General features: G+C 60.4%; 15 protein-coding genes. 3 read left to right on the forward strand and 12 right to left on the reverse strand.

Annotated features, from left to right (window positions below; genetic code table 11):
- Positions 1-11 precede the first annotated feature (11 nt).
- From KVH01_RS05590 to tssA, 12 genes are all read right to left on the reverse strand, one after another.
- A complete protein-coding gene (locus tag KVH01_RS05590; RefSeq protein WP_217880724.1) occupies positions 12-773 on the reverse strand; it encodes a pentapeptide repeat-containing protein in 762 nt (253 codons plus the stop codon).
- Entirely contained in the window at positions 770-5,152 is a 4,383-nt protein-coding gene (locus KVH01_RS05595) for an RHS repeat-associated core domain-containing protein (RefSeq protein WP_217880725.1), read from the reverse strand. The genes KVH01_RS05590 and KVH01_RS05595 overlap by 4 nt, the downstream gene beginning before the upstream one ends.
- A 14-nt stretch (positions 5,153-5,166) precedes the next feature.
- The gene (locus tag KVH01_RS05600) at positions 5,167-5,601 is read right to left on the reverse strand and encodes a DcrB-related protein (RefSeq protein ID WP_046070121.1); all 435 of its coding nucleotides are present in this window, start codon (positions 5,599-5,601) and stop codon (positions 5,167-5,169) included.
- 15 nt (positions 5,602-5,616) lie between these two features.
- Complete coding sequence (locus KVH01_RS05605) at positions 5,617-7,563, reverse strand: type VI secretion system Vgr family protein (protein WP_217880726.1); 1,947 nt, start codon at positions 7,561-7,563, stop codon at positions 5,617-5,619.
- Positions 7,564-7,720: 157 nt separating this feature from the next.
- A complete protein-coding gene (gene tssH / locus KVH01_RS05610) occupies positions 7,721-10,378 on the reverse strand; it encodes a type VI secretion system ATPase TssH (RefSeq protein ID WP_217880727.1) in 2,658 nt (885 codons plus the stop codon).
- Positions 10,371-11,414, reverse strand: a complete 1,044-nt coding sequence (gene tssG / locus KVH01_RS05615) for a type VI secretion system baseplate subunit TssG (RefSeq protein WP_217880728.1) — start codon at positions 11,412-11,414, stop codon at positions 10,371-10,373. Before tssG ends, tssH begins: the two co-directional genes overlap by 8 nt.
- The gene (tssF, locus tag KVH01_RS05620; RefSeq protein ID WP_217880729.1) at positions 11,378-13,237 is read right to left on the reverse strand and encodes a type VI secretion system baseplate subunit TssF; all 1,860 of its coding nucleotides are present in this window, start codon (positions 13,235-13,237) and stop codon (positions 11,378-11,380) included. The genes tssG and tssF overlap by 37 nt, the downstream gene beginning before the upstream one ends.
- On the reverse strand, positions 13,234-13,749 hold the full coding sequence (gene tssE, locus KVH01_RS05625; protein WP_005792513.1) for a type VI secretion system baseplate subunit TssE: 516 nt from the start codon (positions 13,747-13,749) through the stop codon (positions 13,234-13,236). Before tssE ends, tssF begins: the two co-directional genes overlap by 4 nt.
- Positions 13,750-13,827: 78 nt before the next feature.
- A complete protein-coding gene (locus tag KVH01_RS05630) occupies positions 13,828-14,316 on the reverse strand; it encodes an Hcp family type VI secretion system effector (RefSeq protein WP_005792512.1) in 489 nt (162 codons plus the stop codon).
- A 174-nt stretch (positions 14,317-14,490) separates the two neighbouring features.
- Positions 14,491-15,987, reverse strand: coding sequence for a type VI secretion system contractile sheath large subunit (gene tssC / locus KVH01_RS05635; RefSeq protein WP_043048103.1), 1,497 nt, complete (start codon positions 15,985-15,987; stop codon positions 14,491-14,493).
- A gap of 2 nt (positions 15,988-15,989) precedes the next feature.
- Complete coding sequence (tssB, locus tag KVH01_RS05640) at positions 15,990-16,496, reverse strand: type VI secretion system contractile sheath small subunit (RefSeq protein ID WP_003195557.1); 507 nt, start codon at positions 16,494-16,496, stop codon at positions 15,990-15,992.
- Between the two features lie 54 nt (positions 16,497-16,550).
- Positions 16,551-17,570: a type VI secretion system protein TssA gene (tssA, locus tag KVH01_RS05645; RefSeq protein ID WP_124402345.1), complete on the reverse strand. Its 1,020-nt coding sequence runs from the start codon at positions 17,568-17,570 to the stop codon at positions 16,551-16,553.
- Between the two features lie 394 nt (positions 17,571-17,964).
- Here tssA and tagH point away from each other — a divergent pair, with 394 nt between their 5' ends.
- Genes tagH through tssK form a run of 3 tightly spaced genes read left to right on the forward strand, consistent with a single transcriptional unit; the run spans position 17,965 to position 21,219 of the window.
- A complete protein-coding gene (gene tagH, locus KVH01_RS05650) occupies positions 17,965-19,299 on the forward strand; it encodes a type VI secretion system-associated FHA domain protein TagH (RefSeq protein WP_217880730.1) in 1,335 nt (444 codons plus the stop codon).
- Positions 19,300-19,356: 57 nt separating this feature from the next.
- Positions 19,357-19,866: a type VI secretion system lipoprotein TssJ gene (gene tssJ, locus KVH01_RS05655; RefSeq protein ID WP_217880731.1), complete on the forward strand. Its 510-nt coding sequence runs from the start codon at positions 19,357-19,359 to the stop codon at positions 19,864-19,866.
- An 18-nt stretch (positions 19,867-19,884) separates the two neighbouring features.
- The gene (gene tssK, locus KVH01_RS05660; protein ID WP_217880732.1) at positions 19,885-21,219 is read left to right on the forward strand and encodes a type VI secretion system baseplate subunit TssK; all 1,335 of its coding nucleotides are present in this window, start codon (positions 19,885-19,887) and stop codon (positions 21,217-21,219) included.
- Positions 21,220-21,221 lie beyond the last annotated feature (2 nt).

Below are 21,221 nucleotides of genomic sequence, written 5' to 3' on the forward strand. Positions count from 1 at the left end.
TTATGCCTTTTTTAAAAATCTTGAAGTAGTGCGATGAATTGTTTGGTGAATTCCGGCCCTTCATACGCCTCAAGATTTTTGATATTGAAAAGGGCACCTCGTTGCGTAGTAAGTTTTTGCAGTCGGCGCATCAATAGTTTATTGGTTTGATTGTCTGGCTCGGACGCTATCGAGGCGAGCGCTTTGCGCGCGCGAATAGATACATCTTTTAAAAAAATGTGCTGGGTATCCGCGGGGGGGATAATCTGTAAAAGATCACAGTTCTCAAATGTTACCCAATCCAGCTTGCACAGTTTAAAGTCAACAAGAAGAGGGGTGTTGGGTTGATCGGCTATGAAAGCTACTTCTTGTAGCTTTCCCGAAAACTCAATGGAAGTTATTTTGCTGGCGTTGAACGTGTTGTCAATGATTTTGCACTGGGTAAATGTGCAGTTGCTGAACTCGCAGTCTTTCAGAGACGCCTCTTTGAAGTTGCATTTTATGAACGTGCAATCCTTGAATTGGCTGTTGCTGAAACCCGATCCCTGAAAGTCTACAGTCTTGAAAGAGCAATTGGTCAGCAGGGTTTTATTGAAAAATCTTGAGCCGGAGAAATCACTCTTCTCAAACATGCAGCTTTCCAACACGCATTGATCAAAAATCGGATCGGAGAGTTTCGCATCTCTTAATTTACAGTCGATGATGCTTTCTTTTTCAAAGAGCGTTTTTTTTGGTAACACGAGCCCGTCCTGCTGTACGCCGGACAACACGGCTGATGGCATTTTGTTACTCACCATAATATCCCTTCATAACCATTGCCCCAGTCCCCATAACGCCGCTGATGCGTGCCTCTTTTCCAATCAGCCTTCGTCGTAAGGTCCCACCAGGTTTTAGTTTTAGTTTCATACACATCGGGAAGACGTTGTCCTGACTTCGATACCTCCAAGTGACCCAGTGATGGGTCATTTTTCACCCTGGTTTTGAAGTTTGCATCAATTCGCTGCCCTACGTACCGGCGATAGCGAGAACGTGCTTGTCCGAGATCACCTCTGTCATAGGCCCGTTTAACTGCCGCTCTCTGTCTCGGGGTCAACGACCTTTGTGGGTTACTGTAGATAGCCTTTCTAGCCGCATTGGCGTGTGCCTGCAGCTTAGCAGTGGTTGAGCCGCACGGGGCCCATCCCAACGGATCGATCCATCCGTAAGGGTTAGGAGAATACTGATAAAGGTTAAAACCTCCTGCCAGCCCGACAGGGTCCGGCGTTGTAAAACGCCCCACATCGGGATCATAAAACCGAAATGTATTGAAATGCAGTCCCGTTTCCCGGTCTAGGTACTGCCCTTGAAACCGTAGGTTTTGCTCTTCAATGTAATGGGGTTCCCGAACCTCCGCCAATGTGCGGCCCCACACCTCATAACACGCCCGCCAGGTAACTTGCCCATCGGCCTCGGTCAGTTGCTCCGGGAGTCCGTTCAAGTCATTGTGGTAGTAGCGGATCTTTTGCAATGACCCGCTGCCGTCGATTCGGGCCAGAGGTTCATAGCCGTCCCCTTCGTATATATAAAGACTGGTCTGGCTGTGTTTGTACTCCTGTAAAAGGCGTAAACCATCCCAGATGAAATCCGTCTGGCTCAACAAATGGTCATTGTAATCGTGCTCAGTTTTCTTGATGCGCCGTCCGAGTGGGTCATAAGTCATTCTGACCACGTTGCCGTTGTCATTTCGCACTTCAACCAGCCGACTTTCAGCATCGTAGGCAAAGCACTGCAAGCCATGAGCAGCGCTGCGCTTCTCGATCATCCGGCCTAAAGCATCGTATGCATAACGTTTGTCTTGATAGGTAAGTAGGCGATTATGCCGTACGAGACCACCATGATTTGGGCTGTCCAGCAGATTGGCTGCGTCGTCATAGGCATAGGTTTCGGTGCGGCCAGCCTGATGGCTTAAAAGAACCCGATCGGTACTGTCGTAACCCAGGTGCTCTTGGCGATCGTGCTGGCGGTCAACGCGACGCCGGCCGATCAGATTATCACTAGGGTCGTAGCTGTAGTCGGTCTCGACCAAAGGCGGAAGTTGCCAAGGCTGATCGATGCTGCGGCGCTGGCGTGAGCGAACCCTGCCACTTCGATCGTAGGCGGTACTCGTCTTCATTTGGCCCTGAGTACGCTGCACTTGGCGATGCAAGCGATCACGTTCGAAGTCGCTGATGACTTTGCCATCGATATTCAACTGATGCAGGTGACCGCTGCCATAGTAGAGCCTGTTCAACCATCGACCGTCGGGCAAGCCGGTCTGGATCAGGTTTCCCAGTTCATCGTAACGATGCTGCACAGACCCTGCCGAGCTTTGCTCTTCAAGCAGTTGTCCCAGCGCGTCATAGTTGAAACCGAGTACCTGTTGGCGACCGTCAGGGGCGGTGAAGGTGACACCGACCAGTTGGTCGTTCAGGTCGTGCTCATAAACGGTGGTGCCGTCCGCGGTGGTTTTACTGACCAGGCGTCCAACGGGATCACGCTCGAACTGGTGCGACAGCGGTGTTACCGGCTCGCCCTCGGTCCCCGGTAGATAGTTCACGGCTACAACGTCGTCCAGTGAGTCGTAGGTGTAACAGCGCCGGGTTTGATCCAGATCCTGCTGCTGCACCATGCGGTCGGCTGCGTCCCACTCAAAACGATAGCTCTCGCCATTCTCATTGGTCAGCTTGCACAGTCGTCCGTAGGCATCATGATCGAATTTGACCGAACGGTTATGCGCGTCCCAGCGTTGTTTGACCAGGCCGCGAACGTCATAGGCATAGCGTGTGGTGCTGCCGGCAGGGTCAACATGGGCAGTCAGATAACCATTTGCGCTGCGCTCGAACAGTTCGACGCGGCCATCCGGAAGCCGACATTCCAGAAGTAGCCCCTGAGGGCCGTATCGGTAGCGTACCGATTCGCCTTCGGCATTGGTCTGCAACGCCAGATTGCCAAACGCGTCGTATTGATAACGGGTCGGATAGCCCGAACAATCTACCTCTTCGACCAGTTGGCCCCATTCGTTCCAATGCAGTGTCCTGGTTTTCTGCGTCGCATCAATGATGCGTACGGGCTGCCCGAAACCGTCATACACGTAGCGGGTGCAGTGTCCGAGGGGGTCGATTTCTTCGATGCAGTTGCCACGCTGATCATAGCGATAGTGCCAACTGTTACCCGCCGGGTCGGTTTCCACTTGGGGCAATGCCCAGTGTTCCAGCCACTGCGTGCCGCTGGTTCTGGCCAGTGGGTCGATGACTGCACTCAAGTTGCCTGACGCGTCGTAGTTGAAGTGCCACTGGCCGTCTTGCGGGTCAATGGCACCCACCAATTGGCGTTCTTCGTTCCAATCGAATTGCCAGGTATGGCCCAGGTTATCGACGTAGCGAGTGATCTGGTACTGCGGGTTCCAATGCCGGGTGCTGACCCGCATAAGCCCGTCAGTGACGTGGGTGATACCAGCGTCCAGATCGTAGTCGAACGTGTATTGATCACCTGCATCGCTCCAGTGGCGACTGACGCGCCATTCCGGGCCTTGCGGTCCAAGCACCTCAGCCCATTGGTAGAAGCAGCGCAAACCACTTGAACGCTGGTGTTCGATCATGCGCCGCGCGCTGTCGTAGGCAAAGCGCCTTTGGGTCACGCCTTGTGCATCCATGACCTCGGCCAAGTCGCCGTTGTGGTCATAGCGATAGCTGACCAGCACGTCGCTGCGCGCGTCAAAATGCTCTTGGCGCAAGTAACGCCGTTCGATATGGCTCACGCGCCGTGGGTGTTGGGCCGAATAGTTCAGTTCGACGTGCATCAAGTCGTGGGTATCGCGCAGGCGATACAGCCGCCCCTGAGTGTCATAGTCGAGAAAGATTCGCCCTTCGTTGCGATCACCCAGCAACTGCAGGCGCATCCGAGAGCCGTTCAGCGGGTCGGGCTCGAACAGCCGATACAGGCCGTCGATACTCTCGATCAAGACCGCGCCGTCGCCGCTGCGCCTGACCACAAGACCCTCGACTGGGTCGAACGCCCCGCCTGACAGGGGGACGTAACCGATATCCAGGCGGCGCCCCTGCTCATCAATGTAAAACAGTTTTTCGTCTATATCGATCTCGACGGATACCTCATAGGCGACGCTCCACCCCGCACCCAAGAGTCCGTGGTTCCGTGTGTCGAGACTGCTGTAGAAACGCTGCCAATCTATTGGGAGCAGGCCTGCAAGCACAAAATCCAGTTCATCCTCATCGCCTAGAATCTTGGCACCGGTCGCGCTGTGCACCGGGTTGGGCGAGCCGTTCATGGCGTTTTTGAGGGCAGAGGTTATCTTGCTGGTCCCATAGGAGACGCCTGCCCCTACCAGCACGCTGCCGAACAGGCAGGGTAGTTTGCTCCAGAAACATCTCACGTTGCCGCGCAGCATCAATAAAGCAGTAATCGCCAGGCCCACCCCCGGTGTTTTCCCACTCCGAATCTCCTGCACCACAATGGTCTCGCCACCAATGCGCACATCCGGAGAAATCAGGCCCTCGGCCGTCCCAATCTTGGCATCGCAGGTACTGCGATCACCGCTGCGCGCAGCAGGCTGGCCATTGATGAATACCGAGCTGGAACCTTCGGCAATGAATTGCAGCGGCATGGGCGGGTGCTTGTTGCACGCCACGGTGTCCAGTGGGCAAGGCTTGGTGCCGGGGGCGGGGGAGGCGACGGTCGGGCGCCACATCTGCGAGAAAAACTCGCCGGCCATGTCCAGGAAGCTGGGGGCCGAGGGTTCGCTGGGCGGAACTGAAACAGCGGTCATCTTGCCAGCTGCGCGGGCAGCCTTTTTACCATTGATGAAGACGTTTTCCGAGCCGCTGGTGATGAAGGCGTCGATCACTGGCGGAAATACCCAGTTGGCGGCGGACTCGCACCAACTGGATATTTTCAGGTCGGCGCCCGTGAGTCCTGCGGTGATACCGACGACAGCACCGACCACCAGTACCAGGGCAACGCCGCCGGTGGCGATGGTTGCGCCGGTCGTGATGGCAACCGCCGCCGCGACGGCAAGACAGCCCACGTAGGTGATCGCCGCATAGGCGGCCACTTCCAGCACACCTCCGAGAATGTCGGCCATCACCGAGGTGTGCAGCAGTGCGTCGCCTTCTCGGGCAGCCCAGAGGTCATCACTCATTGCTCAGGCTCGACTCAAGGCGTAGCGCAAAAGGTGAGCGTGTTTTTCAGCGTTGCCCAATGCGCCGCCTCGGCAGGCCCCAGGGGCTGGGTCTTGACGTAACTCAGGGCGACCAGGTTGCGTGTGCCGGGTATCTGCATTGCCAACTGATATTGGTAAATATTGTCGCTGCCCTTGTTGAAACGGTTCTGCACTTCAAAGGCGTCGATGTCCTGCGCCGGCCCGACCTTAACCGCCTGGGCCGGGGAATAGCGAAGGTCCTTGACCTGCTGTTCGAGTTTTTTCAGCTGGCCTTCGAAATTGCTTTGCAGGCTCTCGCCATCCGCCAACGGGCTGCGGCTCACCACCAGGGTAGTACCCAACTTGGCGAACTTGAGGATATTGATCGAGGTGTCTTGTACCTCAGTGTCCGGCAAGGTGAACTGTGCTTCGTTGATCAGGTAATTCATGGTGAAGAAATCTCGTTATTGACCAGCGCCGGGCTTGCCGGGGAATTTTGATTCGACGGCGGACTTGATCGTGTCTTGCACGCCTTGGGCGCCGGGCGATGTGCCCTTGTCGCTGCCCAGGTTGATATCCAGCTTGCCCTTCGTCTGGATCTTGCTGCTGCCGGTGGAAAACAGGTTGAACGAGCCACAGGTCAGGTTGATGTCCCCGCCTGCCTTGAGCTCGATCACACTGTCCCCGCACACCAAGCGAAGACACTCTCCGGCTTCGATGGTGTAGTGCGTGGCGGCGCTGTCCGACTTGGCCCCACCCACAATCACGGTATCGTTGTTGCGCACCACCCGCAGGCGGTTATTTCCAATGGTCACCGTCTCGTTGTGGCCAATACTCTTATTGCGGTCATGCCCCACCGAGTGGCTTTCATCCACCTCCACCACGATGTCTTGGTTACGCTCGGCATGGATGTACAACTGCTCCAGCCCCTTCTTGTCCTCCATGCGGATTTCATTGAAGTTGGCCGGCGTGCCGCCTTTGCTCGAGCGGCTTTTCATGCCGCTTTGGGTCGCGTTTTCCGGCAGATCGTAGGGCACGGTCTGCTCGGCGTTGTAGACGCGGCCAGTGATGATCGGACGGTCGGGGTCGCCTTCGAGGAAGCTGACGATCACTTCCTGGCCGATCCGTGGAATCTGCATCGACCCCCAGTTCTTGCCGGCCCAGGATTGCGACACACGAATCCAGCACGAGCTGTTCTCGTTGGACTGGTCGTGACGGTCCCAGTAGAAGTGCACCTTCACGCGGCCGTATTGGTCGGTCCAGATTTCTTCGCCTTTGGGGCCGACCACCAAGGCGGTTTGCGGGCCTTTGACGATGGGGCGGTGGGTGTTGGCCAGCGGGCGGAAGCTCTGTTGGGCGTCGATGCAGGTCAGGCTGCTTTCGAACTGGGCCGAGCCCGAGCCACCGCCGCTTTCCAGGCTTTCCTGGACGATGTAGTAGCGGCAGCCGACGATCAGGTATTCGCGGTTCTGGTCCTGGCGGCTGAAGCCGGTGAGGCTGAACAGATGGCCGGAGCCCAGGCCCCGCGCATTGCCGGCGAACTCGATCTGCTCATGCAGGGTTTGCAGCGCTTCGATGCGGGTGCGTGCGTAGTGTTCGCCATCTGCGCTTTGCACGTAGGTGCCGGGGTAGTCGTACAGCGGGTAGTCGCCGGCGGTGTGCGGGCGCGGCATGGCCGAGCGCACGTCGATGCTGGCGCTGGGGCGCTGGAAGTCGTAGTCGTTCAGCTCCAGTGAGCCCGGCTGCACCTCCTGCGCCAAATGCCAATTGTGCATATGGTCGCGTTCGCGCTGTTGCTCGTCCTTGGGGTAGTAGGGGATCGACGCGTAGCCTGGCACCGTGGTGTGGGCGCCGTAGGCGTCGGCCAGCACCAGTACATGGCGGTCCTGTTCGTGGCGGAAGAAGTAGTAGATGCCTTCCTGTTCCATCAGGCGGCTGACGAAATCGAAACTGGTCTCGCGGTACTGCACGCAGTATTCCCACTCGCGATACGGTCGGCTCAGGGCGTCTTCGAAGTCGGAAAAACCCAGGTCGCGGAACACCTGCTTGATGATCTGCGGGATGCTCAGGTTCTGGAAAATCCGGCAGTCTGAGGTGCGGCTGAGCAACCACAGCCATGGGCGCAAGGTCACCTGGTAACTGGCGAACTGGCCTTGGTCGATATTCTGGCTGCAACGGGCGACGATGCCGTGGAAATGCCGCTCGCCGCCGTCCGCCAGTTGCAGGCCCACGCTCATGGGCTTGCCGAGCAACTGGTTGAGGTCGATGTTGGCGTCCAGGGACGTCAGTTGCAGCTCATAGTTGAACAGCCTGCCCAGCTCTTCACCGCCGCCCATTTCATTGAGCAACAACACATCCGGCCCGAGGGGGCTGGTGATCTTGGCCAGGCGTGAGGCTTGGTTGAATAGCATCGGTTAACCCGTAAGTGTCGTAATAACTGAAGAAACCGAGTCCAAGTGTGGGAGGGGGCTTGCTCCCGATAGCAGTGTGTCAGTTATGCATTGGGTGACTGATTCACCGCTATCGGGAGCAAGCCCCCTCCCACAATTTTTATCGCATTCCGTCAGGTCAATCGCTGAAGTCGTAGTGCAATTCATTATCCCGGCTGCTGATCCGCACCCCCGCCAGTGCCTTGCTTTCCAACATGCGCGTGAGGAACTCGCGGCTCATGTCCGGCAGCAGGCTGTTGGTGAGGATGGTGTCGATCATGCGCCCGCCGCTTTCGGTTTCAGTGCAGCGCGAGACGATCAAATCGACTACTGCGTCCTCATAGTCGAACGCGACCTTGTGGGTGTTCTCCACGCGCTTCTTGATGCGGTTCAGTTGCAGGCGCGTGATCGCCTTGAGCATCTCGTCGCTCAGCGGATAGTACGGAATGGTCACCAGGCGCCCGAGCAGTGCCGGCGGAAAAATCTCCAACAGAGGCTGGCGCAGGGCCTTGGCGATCTCTTCCGGCTCAGGGATGTTCGCCGGGTCTTTGCACACCTGGGATATCAGCTCTGTCCCGGCATTGGTGGTCAACAGGATCAAGGTGTTCTTGAAGTCGATCACCCGGCCTTCGCCGTCTTCCATTACGCCCTTGTCGAACACTTGGAAGAAAATCTCGTGCACGTCCGGGTGGGCTTTTTCCACCTCGTCCAGCAGCACCACGCTGTAGGGTTTGCGCCGTACCGCTTCAGTCAGCACACCGCCTTCGCCGTAGCCGATGTAGCCCGGTGGCGCACCCTTGAGAGTGGACACCGTATGGGCTTCCTGGAACTCGCTCATGTTGATGGTGATCACGTTCTGCTCGCCGCCGTACATGGCTTCGGCCAGGGCCAGGGCGGTTTCGGTCTTGCCCACCCCCGAGGTGCCGGCGAGCATGAACACGCCAATCGGCTTGCTCGGGTTGTCGAGGCCGGCGCGGGAGGTCTGGATGCGCTTGGCGATCATCTGCAGGGCGTGGTCCTGGCCGATAATGCGTTTTTTCAGGTGCTGGTCGAGGTTGAGCACGGTCTCCAATTCGTTGCGGGCCATGCGGCCCACCGGGATGCCGGTCCAGTCGGCGACCACTGAGGCCACCGCCTGGTAATCCACGGTCGGCAGGATCAGTGGGGTTTCACCTTGCAGGGTGGTGAGGCGCTGTTGCAGGTCGACCAGTTGCGCGCGCAGTTCATCGTTGCCGCTGTCCACCACGCCGGCCTTTTCGCGCAGCGTCGCACGGGTAGCGAGCAGTTCATCCACCAGGGCTTTCTCTTCGGCCCAACGGCCTTCCAGGGTCGCCAGGCGTTCGCGCTCGGCGCTCAGCAAGGCTTCGCTGTTGCTCTGGCGCGCACCAATGGCAATGCCGATGGCATGTTCGCGGGCGATGATCTGCAGCTCGGTCTCCAGCGCTTCGATACGGCGGCGGCTGTCGTCCACTTCGGCGGGCACCGCGTGCAGGCTGATGGCGACGCGGGCGCAGGCGGTGTCCAGCAGGCTCACGGATTTGTCCGGCAACTGGCGCGCCGGGATGTAGCGGTGCGACAGCTTCACGGAGGCTTCCAGGGCTTCATCGAGGATCTGCACCTGGTGGTGTTTTTCCATGGTCGAGGCCACGCCGCGCATCATCAGCAGCGCCTTGTCTTCCGACGGCTCGGCAACCTGCACCACCTGGAAGCGGCGGGTCAGGGCCGGGTCTTTCTCGATGTGCTTCTTGTACTCGGCCCAGGTGGTGGCGGCCACGGTACGCAAGGTGCCACGGGCGAGGGCGGGCTTGAGCAGGTTGGCCGCGTCGCCGGTGCCGGCAGCACCACCGGCACCCACCAGGGTATGGGCTTCGTCGATAAACAGGATGATCGGCTTGGGCGACGCCTGCACGTCTTCGATGACCTGGCGCAGGCGCTGTTCGAACTCGCCTTTCATGCTGGCGCCGGCTTGCAGCAGGCCCACGTCGAGGCTGCGCAGTTCTACATCCTTCAGGGCCGGTGGTACGTCACCGGCGACAATGCGCAGGGCGAAACCCTCGACCACGGCAGTCTTGCCTACCCCGGCTTCACCGGTGAGGATCGGGTTGTTCTGGCGCCGACGCATGAGGATATCCACCAGTTGGCGGATCTCTTCGTCACGGCCGACGATAGGGTCGAGCTTGCCGCTGCGGGCCTGTTCGGTCAGGTCGACAGTGAAGCGCTTGAGCGCTTCCTGCTTGCCCATCGCACTTGGCGCCATCGCGCCACTGGCTTCGCCCGGCACGGCGCCGGCATTGAAACCGTCGCTGGCCGTCAGTGCGTTTTCCGGCGAGTCACCGACGTATTCGTCAAAGCGCTCGCTCAAGGCTTCGACCTTGATCTTGTCGAACTCGGCCGACAACCCCAGCAGCGCATGGCGCAGGCTCGGCGTCTTGAGAATGCCCAGCACCAGATAGCCGGTGCGCACCTGGCTTTCACCGAACATCAGGCTGCCATACACCCAGCCGCGCTCCACGGCTTCTTCCACATGGGAGGACAGGTCGGTGATCGAGGTGGAGCCGCGTGGCAGGCGGTCCAGGGCTTCGGTCAGGTCTCGGGCCAGGCGCGCCGGTTCGACGTTGAACTGGCGGATGATGCGGTGCAGGTCCGAGTCCTGCAGTTGCAGCAACTGGTGAAACCAGTGGGCCAGTTCCACATACGGATTACCGCGCAACTTGCAGAACACGGTGGCGGCTTCGATGGCCTTGTAGGCCACGCTGTTGAGTTTGCCGAACAGTGCGGCGCGACTGATTTCACCCATGCTCTGGATTCCTTGAGGTGGTGGCGTGATCGGCATAATGCCGGGCCAGGATTAGGTCGTTGGCGTCATGTGCCGGGCGGCCGAGCCAGGTGTTGAAGCCCAGGCGGAACTGGCCGTTGAGTTGCAGCGCCGGTACTTCGGGTTGTTGCAAAACCAGGTTCAAGTCCCAGTCCAATTCATGGCCCAGGTACTCGGCCACCCACGCCACCAGCTCGTTGAACGGCTGGCTGCCGGGCAGCATGCCCATGTAGTCATTGAGTTTCAGCGGGCCGAGGCGAATACGGAACTTGTGCTGGCGGTCCCACACAAAGCGGCCCAGGCAAAAGTCCACGCCCAGCCTATTGGCGCTCACGCCCACGCGGCTACGTTCGGGCAGTTCCAGCCATTGGCCGACGTACTCTTCGATCTTCACCGGCAGGCCGAAGTATTCGCTGAGAATGGCTTTCAAGCCGTCCGGGTAGCGGGTCTGTGCCGACAGGTGGCCGCTGTAGTGCAGCTTGGCAGTATCCGGGATAAGCCCCTGATTCTGCAGGCTTGGCATGCCACGGCCACTCAAGGCGGCGAGGCGTGCAGACCAGTAGTCATCATCCGGGCGGTCGTGGCTGACCGTCGGCCGCGCCTCGGCCCAGGCCCGATAGAACAGGCTCAGCAAGCGGTGGTGGAACACATCCAGGAATTGCTTGCTGGTGCTGTCGGCGTTGTTGCGCTGACGTTCGCGTACGTATTCGGTGATGTGCAACGGCAGCGGGCCGTTGGGGCCGCCCAGGCCGAAGAAGAATTGCTCGAGCCGCGCCGGCTTGCCGTCGCCACCGGGGTCGACTGACGCCAGCGTGGCCGGGGCAAAGGTGCAATCGGCTTGTTGCCCCAGGCGCAACGGGTCATCCGCCAGGCGCAGGGAATGGCCCAGGCGCGGCAGGTCCGGCGATTCGCACTCGATACGCCGCAACGCCTGGAAGAAGTCATATTCCCAGGGCTCCTGATGCATCGCATCCAGGGTATTCACAGGGTCGGACGCCGTCCGGGCTTGGCTTTCCATCGCATGATCTCGCCGCGTTCGGTGGTACGGATCACCGTTTCGGTAAAACTGTTGATCGACACATAACGTGCCAGGAAACGCTGCAGCACCGCGCCGAGCAGGAACACACCGGTGCCGCGAAACGCGTTTTCATCGAATTCCAAGGTGATTTCCAAGCCACGGCCAAACACAATCGGGCCAGGCATCGGCAGGCGTCGGGTCACGGCCTTGCTGCTGACTTCGCGCAGGCCCTCGATCTGCAATTGCAGGGCGGCATCGTTGCTGTCGCCGTACAGGCGCAGCAGTTCACGCAAGGCCCCGGCCCCCTGGCCCTGTTCGCTCAACGACAGGTAGTTGAGCGACAACTGGCTGATCAGGCGCCAGGCCTTAGCGTCATGGGCATGGCTGGCGCGCGGCCGGCTTGGTCCGGCGACGCAGCGCACAGACAGCACCGGGGCGCTGTCGGCCAGGGTGAAGTCGGTCTTGCCGTTACCCACACTCATGAACAGCGGCAAGTCGCGGTTGGTGCACAACGCAGTGACACCCAACTGGCGCAGGTCATGGCCGTAGGGCGCCTGGCGGCTGTCCACCAGGCTGACGAAGGTTTCGCTGCCCACATAGGTGGAGCGCGGGCCGTTGCGGCGCTGGTCGCTGGATAACACCCGTGGCTCGCGGCGCACGGTGTAGTAAGCCAGCTCACGGCCATAGCGCGACGGGTCACGCACCGCATAGAACGGCAAGAACGGCTGCTCCGGCCCAGTGCCATGGCCGGTGATGCCGCTCAATGAGTGAATCTCGAAATCCATTGGCCGTGTGCGGTCGGCGATCACATGGTGTTCGTTGACCCGGTCGGACAAGTGGATGCGGTCCACGCGCTTGGGGAACAGGTTGATCGCCGGCGTGCAGAACGGCAGGAACTGCGCCGCACCGACGCTGCCTTCCAGGCTCGGCTCATGACGGTCGAACAGCACGATCAGCTCCAGCTCCTGGCCGTCGCAACGCTTGACTGCACGGCTCAGTTCGGCGAACTCGACGAACAGGAAGCGATGGGGCAGGGCGAAGTATTCCTGCAACAAGCGATAGCCCTGGAATGCCCGCGCCACCACCGGCATGGCTGCGTCGGCATCGTCGAACCCTCGCGAGCGCAACGCGCCCTGGGGCAGGCGCTCGACCCAATCGCCACCGGGCTGGCGCGCAAATACCGCGCAGGCATTGCCCAGCAGTTGTTCGTAGAGGCGAAACGGTTGTTCATCAGCGCCGCTCAGGTACAGCGGCAAGGTATCCAGGTCGAGGCTGTTGAACGGCAGCTCGGCACCGGTGCGCAGGGTCAGACGCAGGCCGGCCTTGGCTTTCGGCTCGCTGGCGGCCAGGCGCCCGAGCACGGCGGCGGGGTTGCCGAAATATTCGGCGTTGCTGACCTGCAACGGCCACAGCGTCACCGGGTGCGCGGTGCGGTACTCGCAGCAGGTCTGGGTTTCACGGCCCAGGGCGGCACGCAGCACCGTGTCACGGGGCAGCGGGAAACCGCCGGCCAGGGAGCCTTCATCCGGGTCGGTCTGCAACTGCACCACGGTCATCGACGGCGTCGGCGCCAGGTAGTGCGGGTAGGCGATTTCCAGCAGGTTATGAGTAAAGGTCGGGTACTCGGCGTCGAGCTTGAGCTGCACCCGGGCAGTCAGGTAGGCAAAACCCTCCAGCAAACGTTCGACGTAGGGGTCGGCGCAGTCCATGCCGGACAGGGTCAGCCGACTGGCGATCTTCGGGTATTCCTTGGCGAACTCGGCGGCGCTTTCGCGCACATGGTGCAGTTCCTGGTTGTACAGCTCCAGCAGGCGCGGGTTCATGGGCGTCTCCGCTGGTCGGCGTTGACCACGCGGACATGGCCCGACTCCAAGTCCAGGTCGGTTTGCAGCAACAGGCGCAAGGGCACTGGCTGTGCCCACAGGTCGCCTTCGATCTCGAAACTCAGGGCGTTGTGGTTCATTTCGCCATGGCCGACCCGGGCTTTGACCCGCAAGGTATGGCGCAGGATGCGTGGTTCAAAGGTGGCGATGGCCTGGTAGATCAGCGCTTCGAGGGCCTTGATATCGACGCTGGAAACACTGTTGCCCGCCAGCGCCGGCAGGCCGTAATTGACCACCGATGTGCCGGCCGGAGTGTGCAGCGTGGCATCGGCATCAAGCAACGACGTGGTGTTGAGCAGCCACGCCAGGTCACGCAGCACCGAGGCTTTCAATTGGGTCAGGGACAGCACGCGTTTGTCGGCGCTTTCCTTGGGGTTGGTCGGGTCGTCGTCGGTCAACCGGTCCAGCAGGGACGGTTGCAGACGGTCGCGGGAAGCGATTTCAGTTACCACCAAAGCAGCTCCACGGACGGGTTGCGAGAGGGACAAGGTATCTGTGGCCGTGGCGCAGGGCCACGGCTACAGGGGCTATCAGCGCTTGGTGTTGGAACGGATGTTCCAGCCAAACTTGATCGCGCCGCCATCTTTGGTGCCGTCGGCTTTCTGCGGCTGGTAGTCGACCATCACTTGGGCGAAGTTCAGGGTGACGTTCTCGGTCAGGCGATCATCGGTGCCCGAGCCGCCGGTGCTCAGGGACGTGACCAGCACTTCTTCCAGGTTGATCACCATGTACTCGACCTGGCTTTCGCCACCGGCCTTGCGCACGGTCAGCTTGACCTTGTCGATGTGCTTGCCGCTGGCGCAGTGCATCATCAGGTTGGGCGAAGCCTTGTCGACGTACTTGGTCAGCGACAGGTCCTGGATATTCACTTTGCCCGCACCGCCGCCACCGCCGACGTGCATGTTGCCGGACTGGGCCATGCCCCAGCTCCAGTTCAATACGTCGATTTCGTCCTTGTGGGCCTTGTCCATGGACTCGCCCTTGATGTCGCCGATCTTGATGAAAATATCAACAGCCATGTTTTCTCCCTGTGTGGACTCAGCCACTGAATGTATTAACGCCACCGACCTCTGTAGGAGCGAGCTTGCTCGCGAAGGTCGTTAACGATGACGCTGGCATCCTGAATGAACGCGGCGTCTTTAAGTTTTTCGCGAGCAAGCTCGCTCCTACAGAAAGCGAGCCGGTCCGATTAATTACGCGCTTTTTGCCGAAGGCAGCTTCGATACCAGGCGCAACGACACCGTCAGCCCTTCAAGCTGGTAGTGCGGGCGCAGGTAGAACTTGGAGTTGTAATACCCCGGGTTGCCTTCGACTTCTTCCACGATCACTTCGGCAGCCGCCAACGGGTGCTGGGCCTTGGTGGTTTCGGTGGAGTGGGCCGGGTCGCCGTCGACGTAGTTGAGGATCCAGTCCTGCAACCAGCGCTGCATCTCGTCCTTCTCTTTGAAGGAACCAATCTTGTCGCGCACGATGCACTTCAGATAGTGGGCGAAACGGCAGGTGGCGAACAGGTACGGCAGGCGTGCGGCCAGGTTGGCGTTGGCGGTGGCGTCCGGGTCGTCGTATTCGGCCGGTTTCTGCAACGACTGCGCTCCGATGAACGCGGCAAAGTCGGTGTTTTTCTTGTGCAGCAGCGGCATGAAACCGTTCTTCGCCAGTTCCGCTTCACGGCGGTCGCTGATGGCGATTTCGGTCGGGCACTTCATGTCCACGCCGCCGTCATCGGTCGGGAAGGTGTGGGCCGGCAGGTTTTCCACTTCACCGCCGGACTCGATGCCACGGATGCGCGAGCACCAGCCGTAGTGCTTGAACGATCGGTTGATGTTCACTGCCATCGCGTACGCGGCGTTGGCCCAGGTGTACTTGGAGCTGTCGGCGCCGTCGGTGTTTTCTTCGAAGGCAAAGGCTTCCACCGGATCGGTCTTGGCGCCATACGGCAGGCGCGCCAGGAAGCGCGGCATGGTCAGGCCGATGTAGCGCGAATCTTCGGATTCACGCAGCGAGCGCCAGCCGGCGTATTCCGGCGTAGTGAAGATCTTGGTCAGGTCGCGTGGGTTCGACAGTTCCTGCCAGGAGCCCATGCCCATTACGGTCGGCGAGGCGGCAGCGATAAATGGCGAGTGCATGGCGGCGCAGACTTTCGACAGCTCGCCCAGCAGTTCCACATCGGGTGGCGACTGGTCGAAGTAGTAATCGCCTACCAGGCAACCATAAGGTTCGCCGCCGAACTGGCCGTATTCTTCTTCGTACATCTTCTTGAAGATCGGGCTCTGGTCCCACGCGGTACCCTTGAATTTCTTCAAGGTTTTGTGCAGGTCCGGCTTGGAGATGTTGAGCACGCGAATCTTCAGCTGCTCATCGCTCTCGGTGTTGTTGACCAGGTAGTGCAGGCCACGCCAGGCGCTTTCCAGCTGCTGGAAATCCTGGTGGTGGATGATCTGGTTGACCTGGGCGGTGAGCTTGGCGTCGATGGCGGCGATGATCGATTCGATCGACTTGATCGCGTCGTTGGACACCAGGTCGGTTTGCGCCAGGGCCTGTTCGGCCAGGGTGCGCACCGCAGTTTCCACAGCTTCGCGGGCACGCTCGGTCTTGGGCTTGAACTCTTGCATCAACAGCGAGGCGAACTCGCTGGTTTCTTCGGTGGCGCCCAGGCTGGATGCGCCTTCGCGTACGGTATTGTCAGTCATGCTTACTGCTCCCCTGCAGGCTTGGGCGCGCTGGCAAGTGCCTGAAGCAGTGCCGGGTCCTTGATCGCCTTCATGATGATTTCTTCAGCGCCGGTCTTGCCGTCCATGTAGGTCAGCAGGTTGGCCAACTGGGTGCGGGCTTCGAGCAGCTGGTTCAGGGAATCGACCTTGCGCGCGACGGCGGCCGGGCTGAAGTCGTCCATGCTTTCGAAGGTGATGTCCAGGCTCAGGTTGCCTTCGCCGGTCAACTCGTTGGGTACGTGGAACGCCACGCGCGGCTGCATGGCCTTGAGGCGCGAGTCGAAGTTATCGACATCCACTTCAAGGAACTTGCGGTCGGCCACGGGAGCCAGAGGCTCGGCGGGTTTGCCGGCGAGGTCGGCCATCACACCCATCACGAAGGGCAACTGGACCTTTTTCTCGGCGCCGTAAAGCTCGACGTCGTACTCGATCTGCACTCGAGGCGCACGGTTGCGCGCGATGAATTTCTGAGAACTTTGCTTCGCCACGTTGCTGCTCCTGGTCGCTTGAGCGACGGTGTTGTTACTGCACGGTCCGGCGGCTTAGTCGCTGTCCGGGCCGCGCAGGTTTTCAAATTGGGACATGCCGTCGGGAATCAGATTGCGCACGATGGCCGCGAAGTCGGCGTGCACCAGGTTCTTGGCCCGGTTCAACAACACCGGCAGCGGGCTCGATGGCTCGTGCCGGGTGTAGTACGCAAGGATTTTGTCGAGGCTGCGCAGCACGTCATCGCGGGTGGCGATATCGCCCGTCGGGCGTGGGGCTGCGGGCGCAGCGGCGTAATCGACCGAGGGGGCATTGTCGTCACTGACGGCCTCGGGATCGCTGCTGCTGTCGGTTCCGGGCACCGCTTGATTGAGGATTTGCAGGGCCTGCTTGAGCGGCTGCTTCAAGGCGCTGAGGTCCACGCCCTGGGCGGAACCGACCTGGTCATTGACCTGCTGTTCGATGGCTTCACAGGCCGTACGTGCTGCGCTCAAGGCGTCACGAGTGGCTTGCAGGAGTTCGGGGTCGCTGTCGAGGAACGCGGCATTGAGCTGCTGGCTGCCCAGTTGCTCATCGGGGAAGCTCAGCAGGCCGCTGGCGTTGAGCGCGGCGCGCAAACTCACGGGGCCGAAGGTGCGCGAGCGCGTGAGAATACTCTCGCGCAGCAGGCGAATCGTCGTGTCGCTGGTCAAGCCGGACAGGGCATTGATGCGCACGGTGGGGTCGTTATCGTCGTCGGCATCCAGGCGCGGATGCAGGTCGGCCCAGTATTCGCGCAGCAGGGCGTTGATCAGCGTAAGGACTTCGGCCAGCCCGGCCACACCCTGGAGGGCGAGGGAGCTTTGCAGCAGGAAGTGGGTGATGCGCAGGTCTTTGCTGCGCTGCAACAGGTCGAGACTTTGCTGCTGGATGCTACGCCATTCCGGCGGTTCAGCGGGCAGGATCGAGTCGCCCATGCTGCGCTCGGGCTGGCCCTTGGCATCACGCTCCAGTTGCAAGAATTGCGCGTCATACTCCATGTCTTCGCCACAAGGCGAAGTCGCAGAAACGGCGGTGAGCAACAACGGCACATCCACTGAATTCGATCTCCTTATCAGCCCGCTGAACGGCGAGCAACGCATGCATGAGTTACGCGATGAACTTTGCATGTTTTCTTGGTCATAACATCAGGGTGCCACTAGTGCGCCATCACTGATGTTCAAGAAGTTGTGCATTTTTGGTGTAGTACTTATGCCTTGTCAAGGTAAGCTATTCGCCCTCTGTGACAGATGTGCGGTGTTTAACAACCTGCGCGACTGACGGGTCGAAAGGCGTGCCCGTAGAGGATTTTTGTCATGCAAGCCAGTTAAGATCATCGATCATGCTGGTAAAGGCAGTTTTGGCGGTCGTTTTTGCGCGACCGTGGGCAAGTCTTCAGGGAAGCGTGTCCCTTTGGATAGACCGCGCGCGATGTATCAGCAAGGAGGCAAGATGGCGCTGTGTTTGACTATCACTAGTTATCACAAGATTACCCCTGGGCAGTGCCCCGAGAAGTCCATGGATCAGGGCGTGATGGCTATCGGCCGCAGTTCGGAGAATGACTGGGTATTGCCTGACCCGGAACGTCTCGTCTCCTCCCAACATTGCGTTATTCAATACAAAGATGGTCGTTATTACTTAACTGATAACAGTACCAACGGTGTGGAACTGGTTAACGCCGGTATTCGTTTGCGCAGGGGTAATAGCGAGCCGCTGCAAGATGGCGAGCTGATCCGCATTGGCGATTATGAAATCCAGGCGCGGATCGACTTCAACGTGCAGGCCGTTGGCAGCCAGCCGTTTGCCGGTGATTCGCCAAACAGCTTTGAAGCGTTGATGGGCGCTGTGGCGAGCCCGCCCGCGCCAACGCCGATGATTGCACCGCAGTTCCACGGCGCCTCGTCGATGGAAACCTTGCCCGACCTGTTCGACTTCCTCAGCCCCACCGCCGTGCCGCCGCCCACCGTGGCCGACCATGTGCCGTCCGAGCAGCACGATTTCCGCCCGCCGGCGCCGGTTGCTGTGCCTGCGCCCGAGCCTGAAAAAGCTCAGGTGCAAGGCTCGGTTATTCCCGAAGACTGGGACCTGTTCGGTGACGCACCCGCGCCGGTCGTCAATACTGCGCCGCCTCCTGCCCCTATTGTCCCACCGCCACCTGTGGTCGAGCCTGTTGCGCTCCCCGTGGCCGGCACCGAGCCACATCCCGACCTGTTGCAAGCCTTCCTGCGCGGTGCCGGCCTTGACCAGCTGCGCCTGGATAAAACCGACGCCTGCGCCCAGATGGAAAACATTGGCCGCAGCTACCGGCTGATGGTCGAGGGCCTGATTGACGTATTGCGCGCCCGGGCCAGCCTCAAGGGCGAGTTCCGCATGCAGCAGACGATGATCCGTCCTGCCGAAAACAACCCGTTGAAGTTCGCCCCGAATGCCGATGAAGCCTTACTGCTGTTGCTTCGTCACGGCAACCAAGCGTTCATGGCGCCGGACGTTGCGGTGCGTGACAGCTTCGACGACTTGCGCGCCCACCAATTGGCGGTGATGGCCGGGGTGGAAGCGGCGATCAAGCACCTGCTCATGCGCTTTGAACCGGCGCAGCTGGAAGAGCGCATGGGCAAGCCCGGTGGCCTTTCGAGTATTTTCAACGGCTCGCGCCAGGCCCAGTACTGGCAGCAGTTCACCGAGCTCTACAGCAATATTTCCCGCGAGGCCCAGGAGGATTTCCAGGACCTGTTCGGCCGCGAATTCAGCCGGGCCTACGAAGAACACAGCGCACGACAGCGACGCTAAAAGCGCGTTGTACGAATGGATATAACGGATAGCTAAGTACGTCATTGAGGACGCAGGATGATTCCCAGGTTTTTACTCGCAGCCGCTACCGCGCTGCTGCTGACGGCGTGTGCCAACGACGCGGTCAAACCCGAAGCGGTTGCCGGCGCGCAACCCAGCACCACCGCCGTCGAGCTGCACTTTCACGCGATTGCCGGGCTTAACCCCGGTGCCAACGGCCAGGCCGCGCCGGTGCGGGTGCGCATTTTCGAACTGAAAAACGCTGCGACCTTTTCCCGCTCCGATTACTTCGCCCTGGCGGACCGTGCGCAATCCACCCTCGGCCTCGACCTGCTGGATCAGGATGAAGTGATGGTGCAACCCGGCCAGCAACTGAGCATCCAGCGCGACCTTGACCCGGCCACGCGCCAGATCGGCGTGCTGGTGGGCTATCGCGAGCTGGACCGTGCGCAATGGCGCACCGTCATCAACGTGCCGCCGCGCCAATCCAGTGAATACCAGATCAGCCTCGATGTGCGTGCCGTGCGCGCCGATGTCGTGGCTCCCCCATCCAGTCCTGCCCAATAACAAGCAATCGGAGCCCCCATGTCCTGGAACAATCGCGTGGTCTGGTCGGAAGGCATGTTCATCGGAACGCAGCACTTCCAGCAGCATGACCGTTACCTGGAAAACCTGATCGACGCCCGCAGCCGCCCGTTGTCGGCCGGGGCCTGGGGCTTTTCCGAATTGCTGATCGATCAGGGCCTGCTGGCCCAGGGCAAACTGGCGATTGTGTCGGCCCGTGGCCTGTTGCCGGACGGCACGCCGTTCAATATCCCCCAGGATGACCTGGCGCCGAGCCCGTTGAATATCGACGACAACCTGCGCGACGGCCTGGTGTACCTGGCCCTGCCGCTCAAGCGTGCGGGGGCCCGCGACACCGTCGACGAGGGCGAAGCCCTGGAGGCTGCTCGTTATGTAAGCCAGGTACGCGAAGTACGCGACGACAACGCGCCTTTCGAAAACCGCGCACCAGTGGCCGTGGGCTCGCGGGCGTTGCGCCTGCTGACGGCGCAGGACGGCATCAGCGACTACGCCGCCATCGGCCTGGTACGCATCAAGGAAAAACGCGCTGACCGTGCGTTGGTGCTGGATGACACCTATATCCCGCCGGTGCTGGATGTGGCCGCAAGCAAACCGTTGACGGCCTTTCGCAGCGAACTGCTCGGCCTGTTGCACCAGCGTGGCGAAGCCCTGGCCGGCCGCGTTGTGGCTTCCGGCGCGGGCGGCGCCTCGGAGATTGCCGACTTCATGCTGTTGCAACTGGTCAATCGCGCCCAGCCGCTGATCCAGCATTTCAACCAGTTGAGTCCGCTGCACCCGGAACGCTTCTTCAGTGAATTGGTGAGCCTGGCCGGTGAGTTTTCCACCTTCTCAACTTCAGGTCGGCGCCCCCAGGAATACCCGCAATACCAGCACGACGACCTGGCCCTGAGCTTCGCTCCGGTTATGGCCGCCTTGCGTGAGGCGCTGTCGATGCTGATCGACAGCAAGGCCACGCCGATTCCGATTGTGGAAAAGGCCTATGGCATCCACGTGGCGATGCTGGCCGACAAGACCTTGCTCGACAATGCCAGTTTCATCCTCGTGGTGCGTGCCGATGTGCCCGGCGAAACCCTGCGTGCGCGCTTCGGCCAGCAGAGCAAGGTCGGCTCGGTGGAGCACATCCGCGACATGGTCAACCTGCAACTGCCGGGCATTGGCCTGCTGCCGTTGCCGGTAGCGCCGCGCCAACTGCCGTACCACGCCGGCAGCACCTACTACGAGCTGGACCGGGGCAGCGAGCACTGGCAGCAGTTGAGCAATTCCGGCGGTTTTGCCTTCCATATCGCCGGGCAGTTCCCGGGCTTGAACCTGGCCTTCTGGGCGATCCGAGGATAATC

The organism is Pseudomonas khavaziana, assembly GCF_019145205.1.
GTDB lineage: Bacteria > Pseudomonadota > Gammaproteobacteria > Pseudomonadales > Pseudomonadaceae > Aquipseudomonas > Aquipseudomonas khavaziana.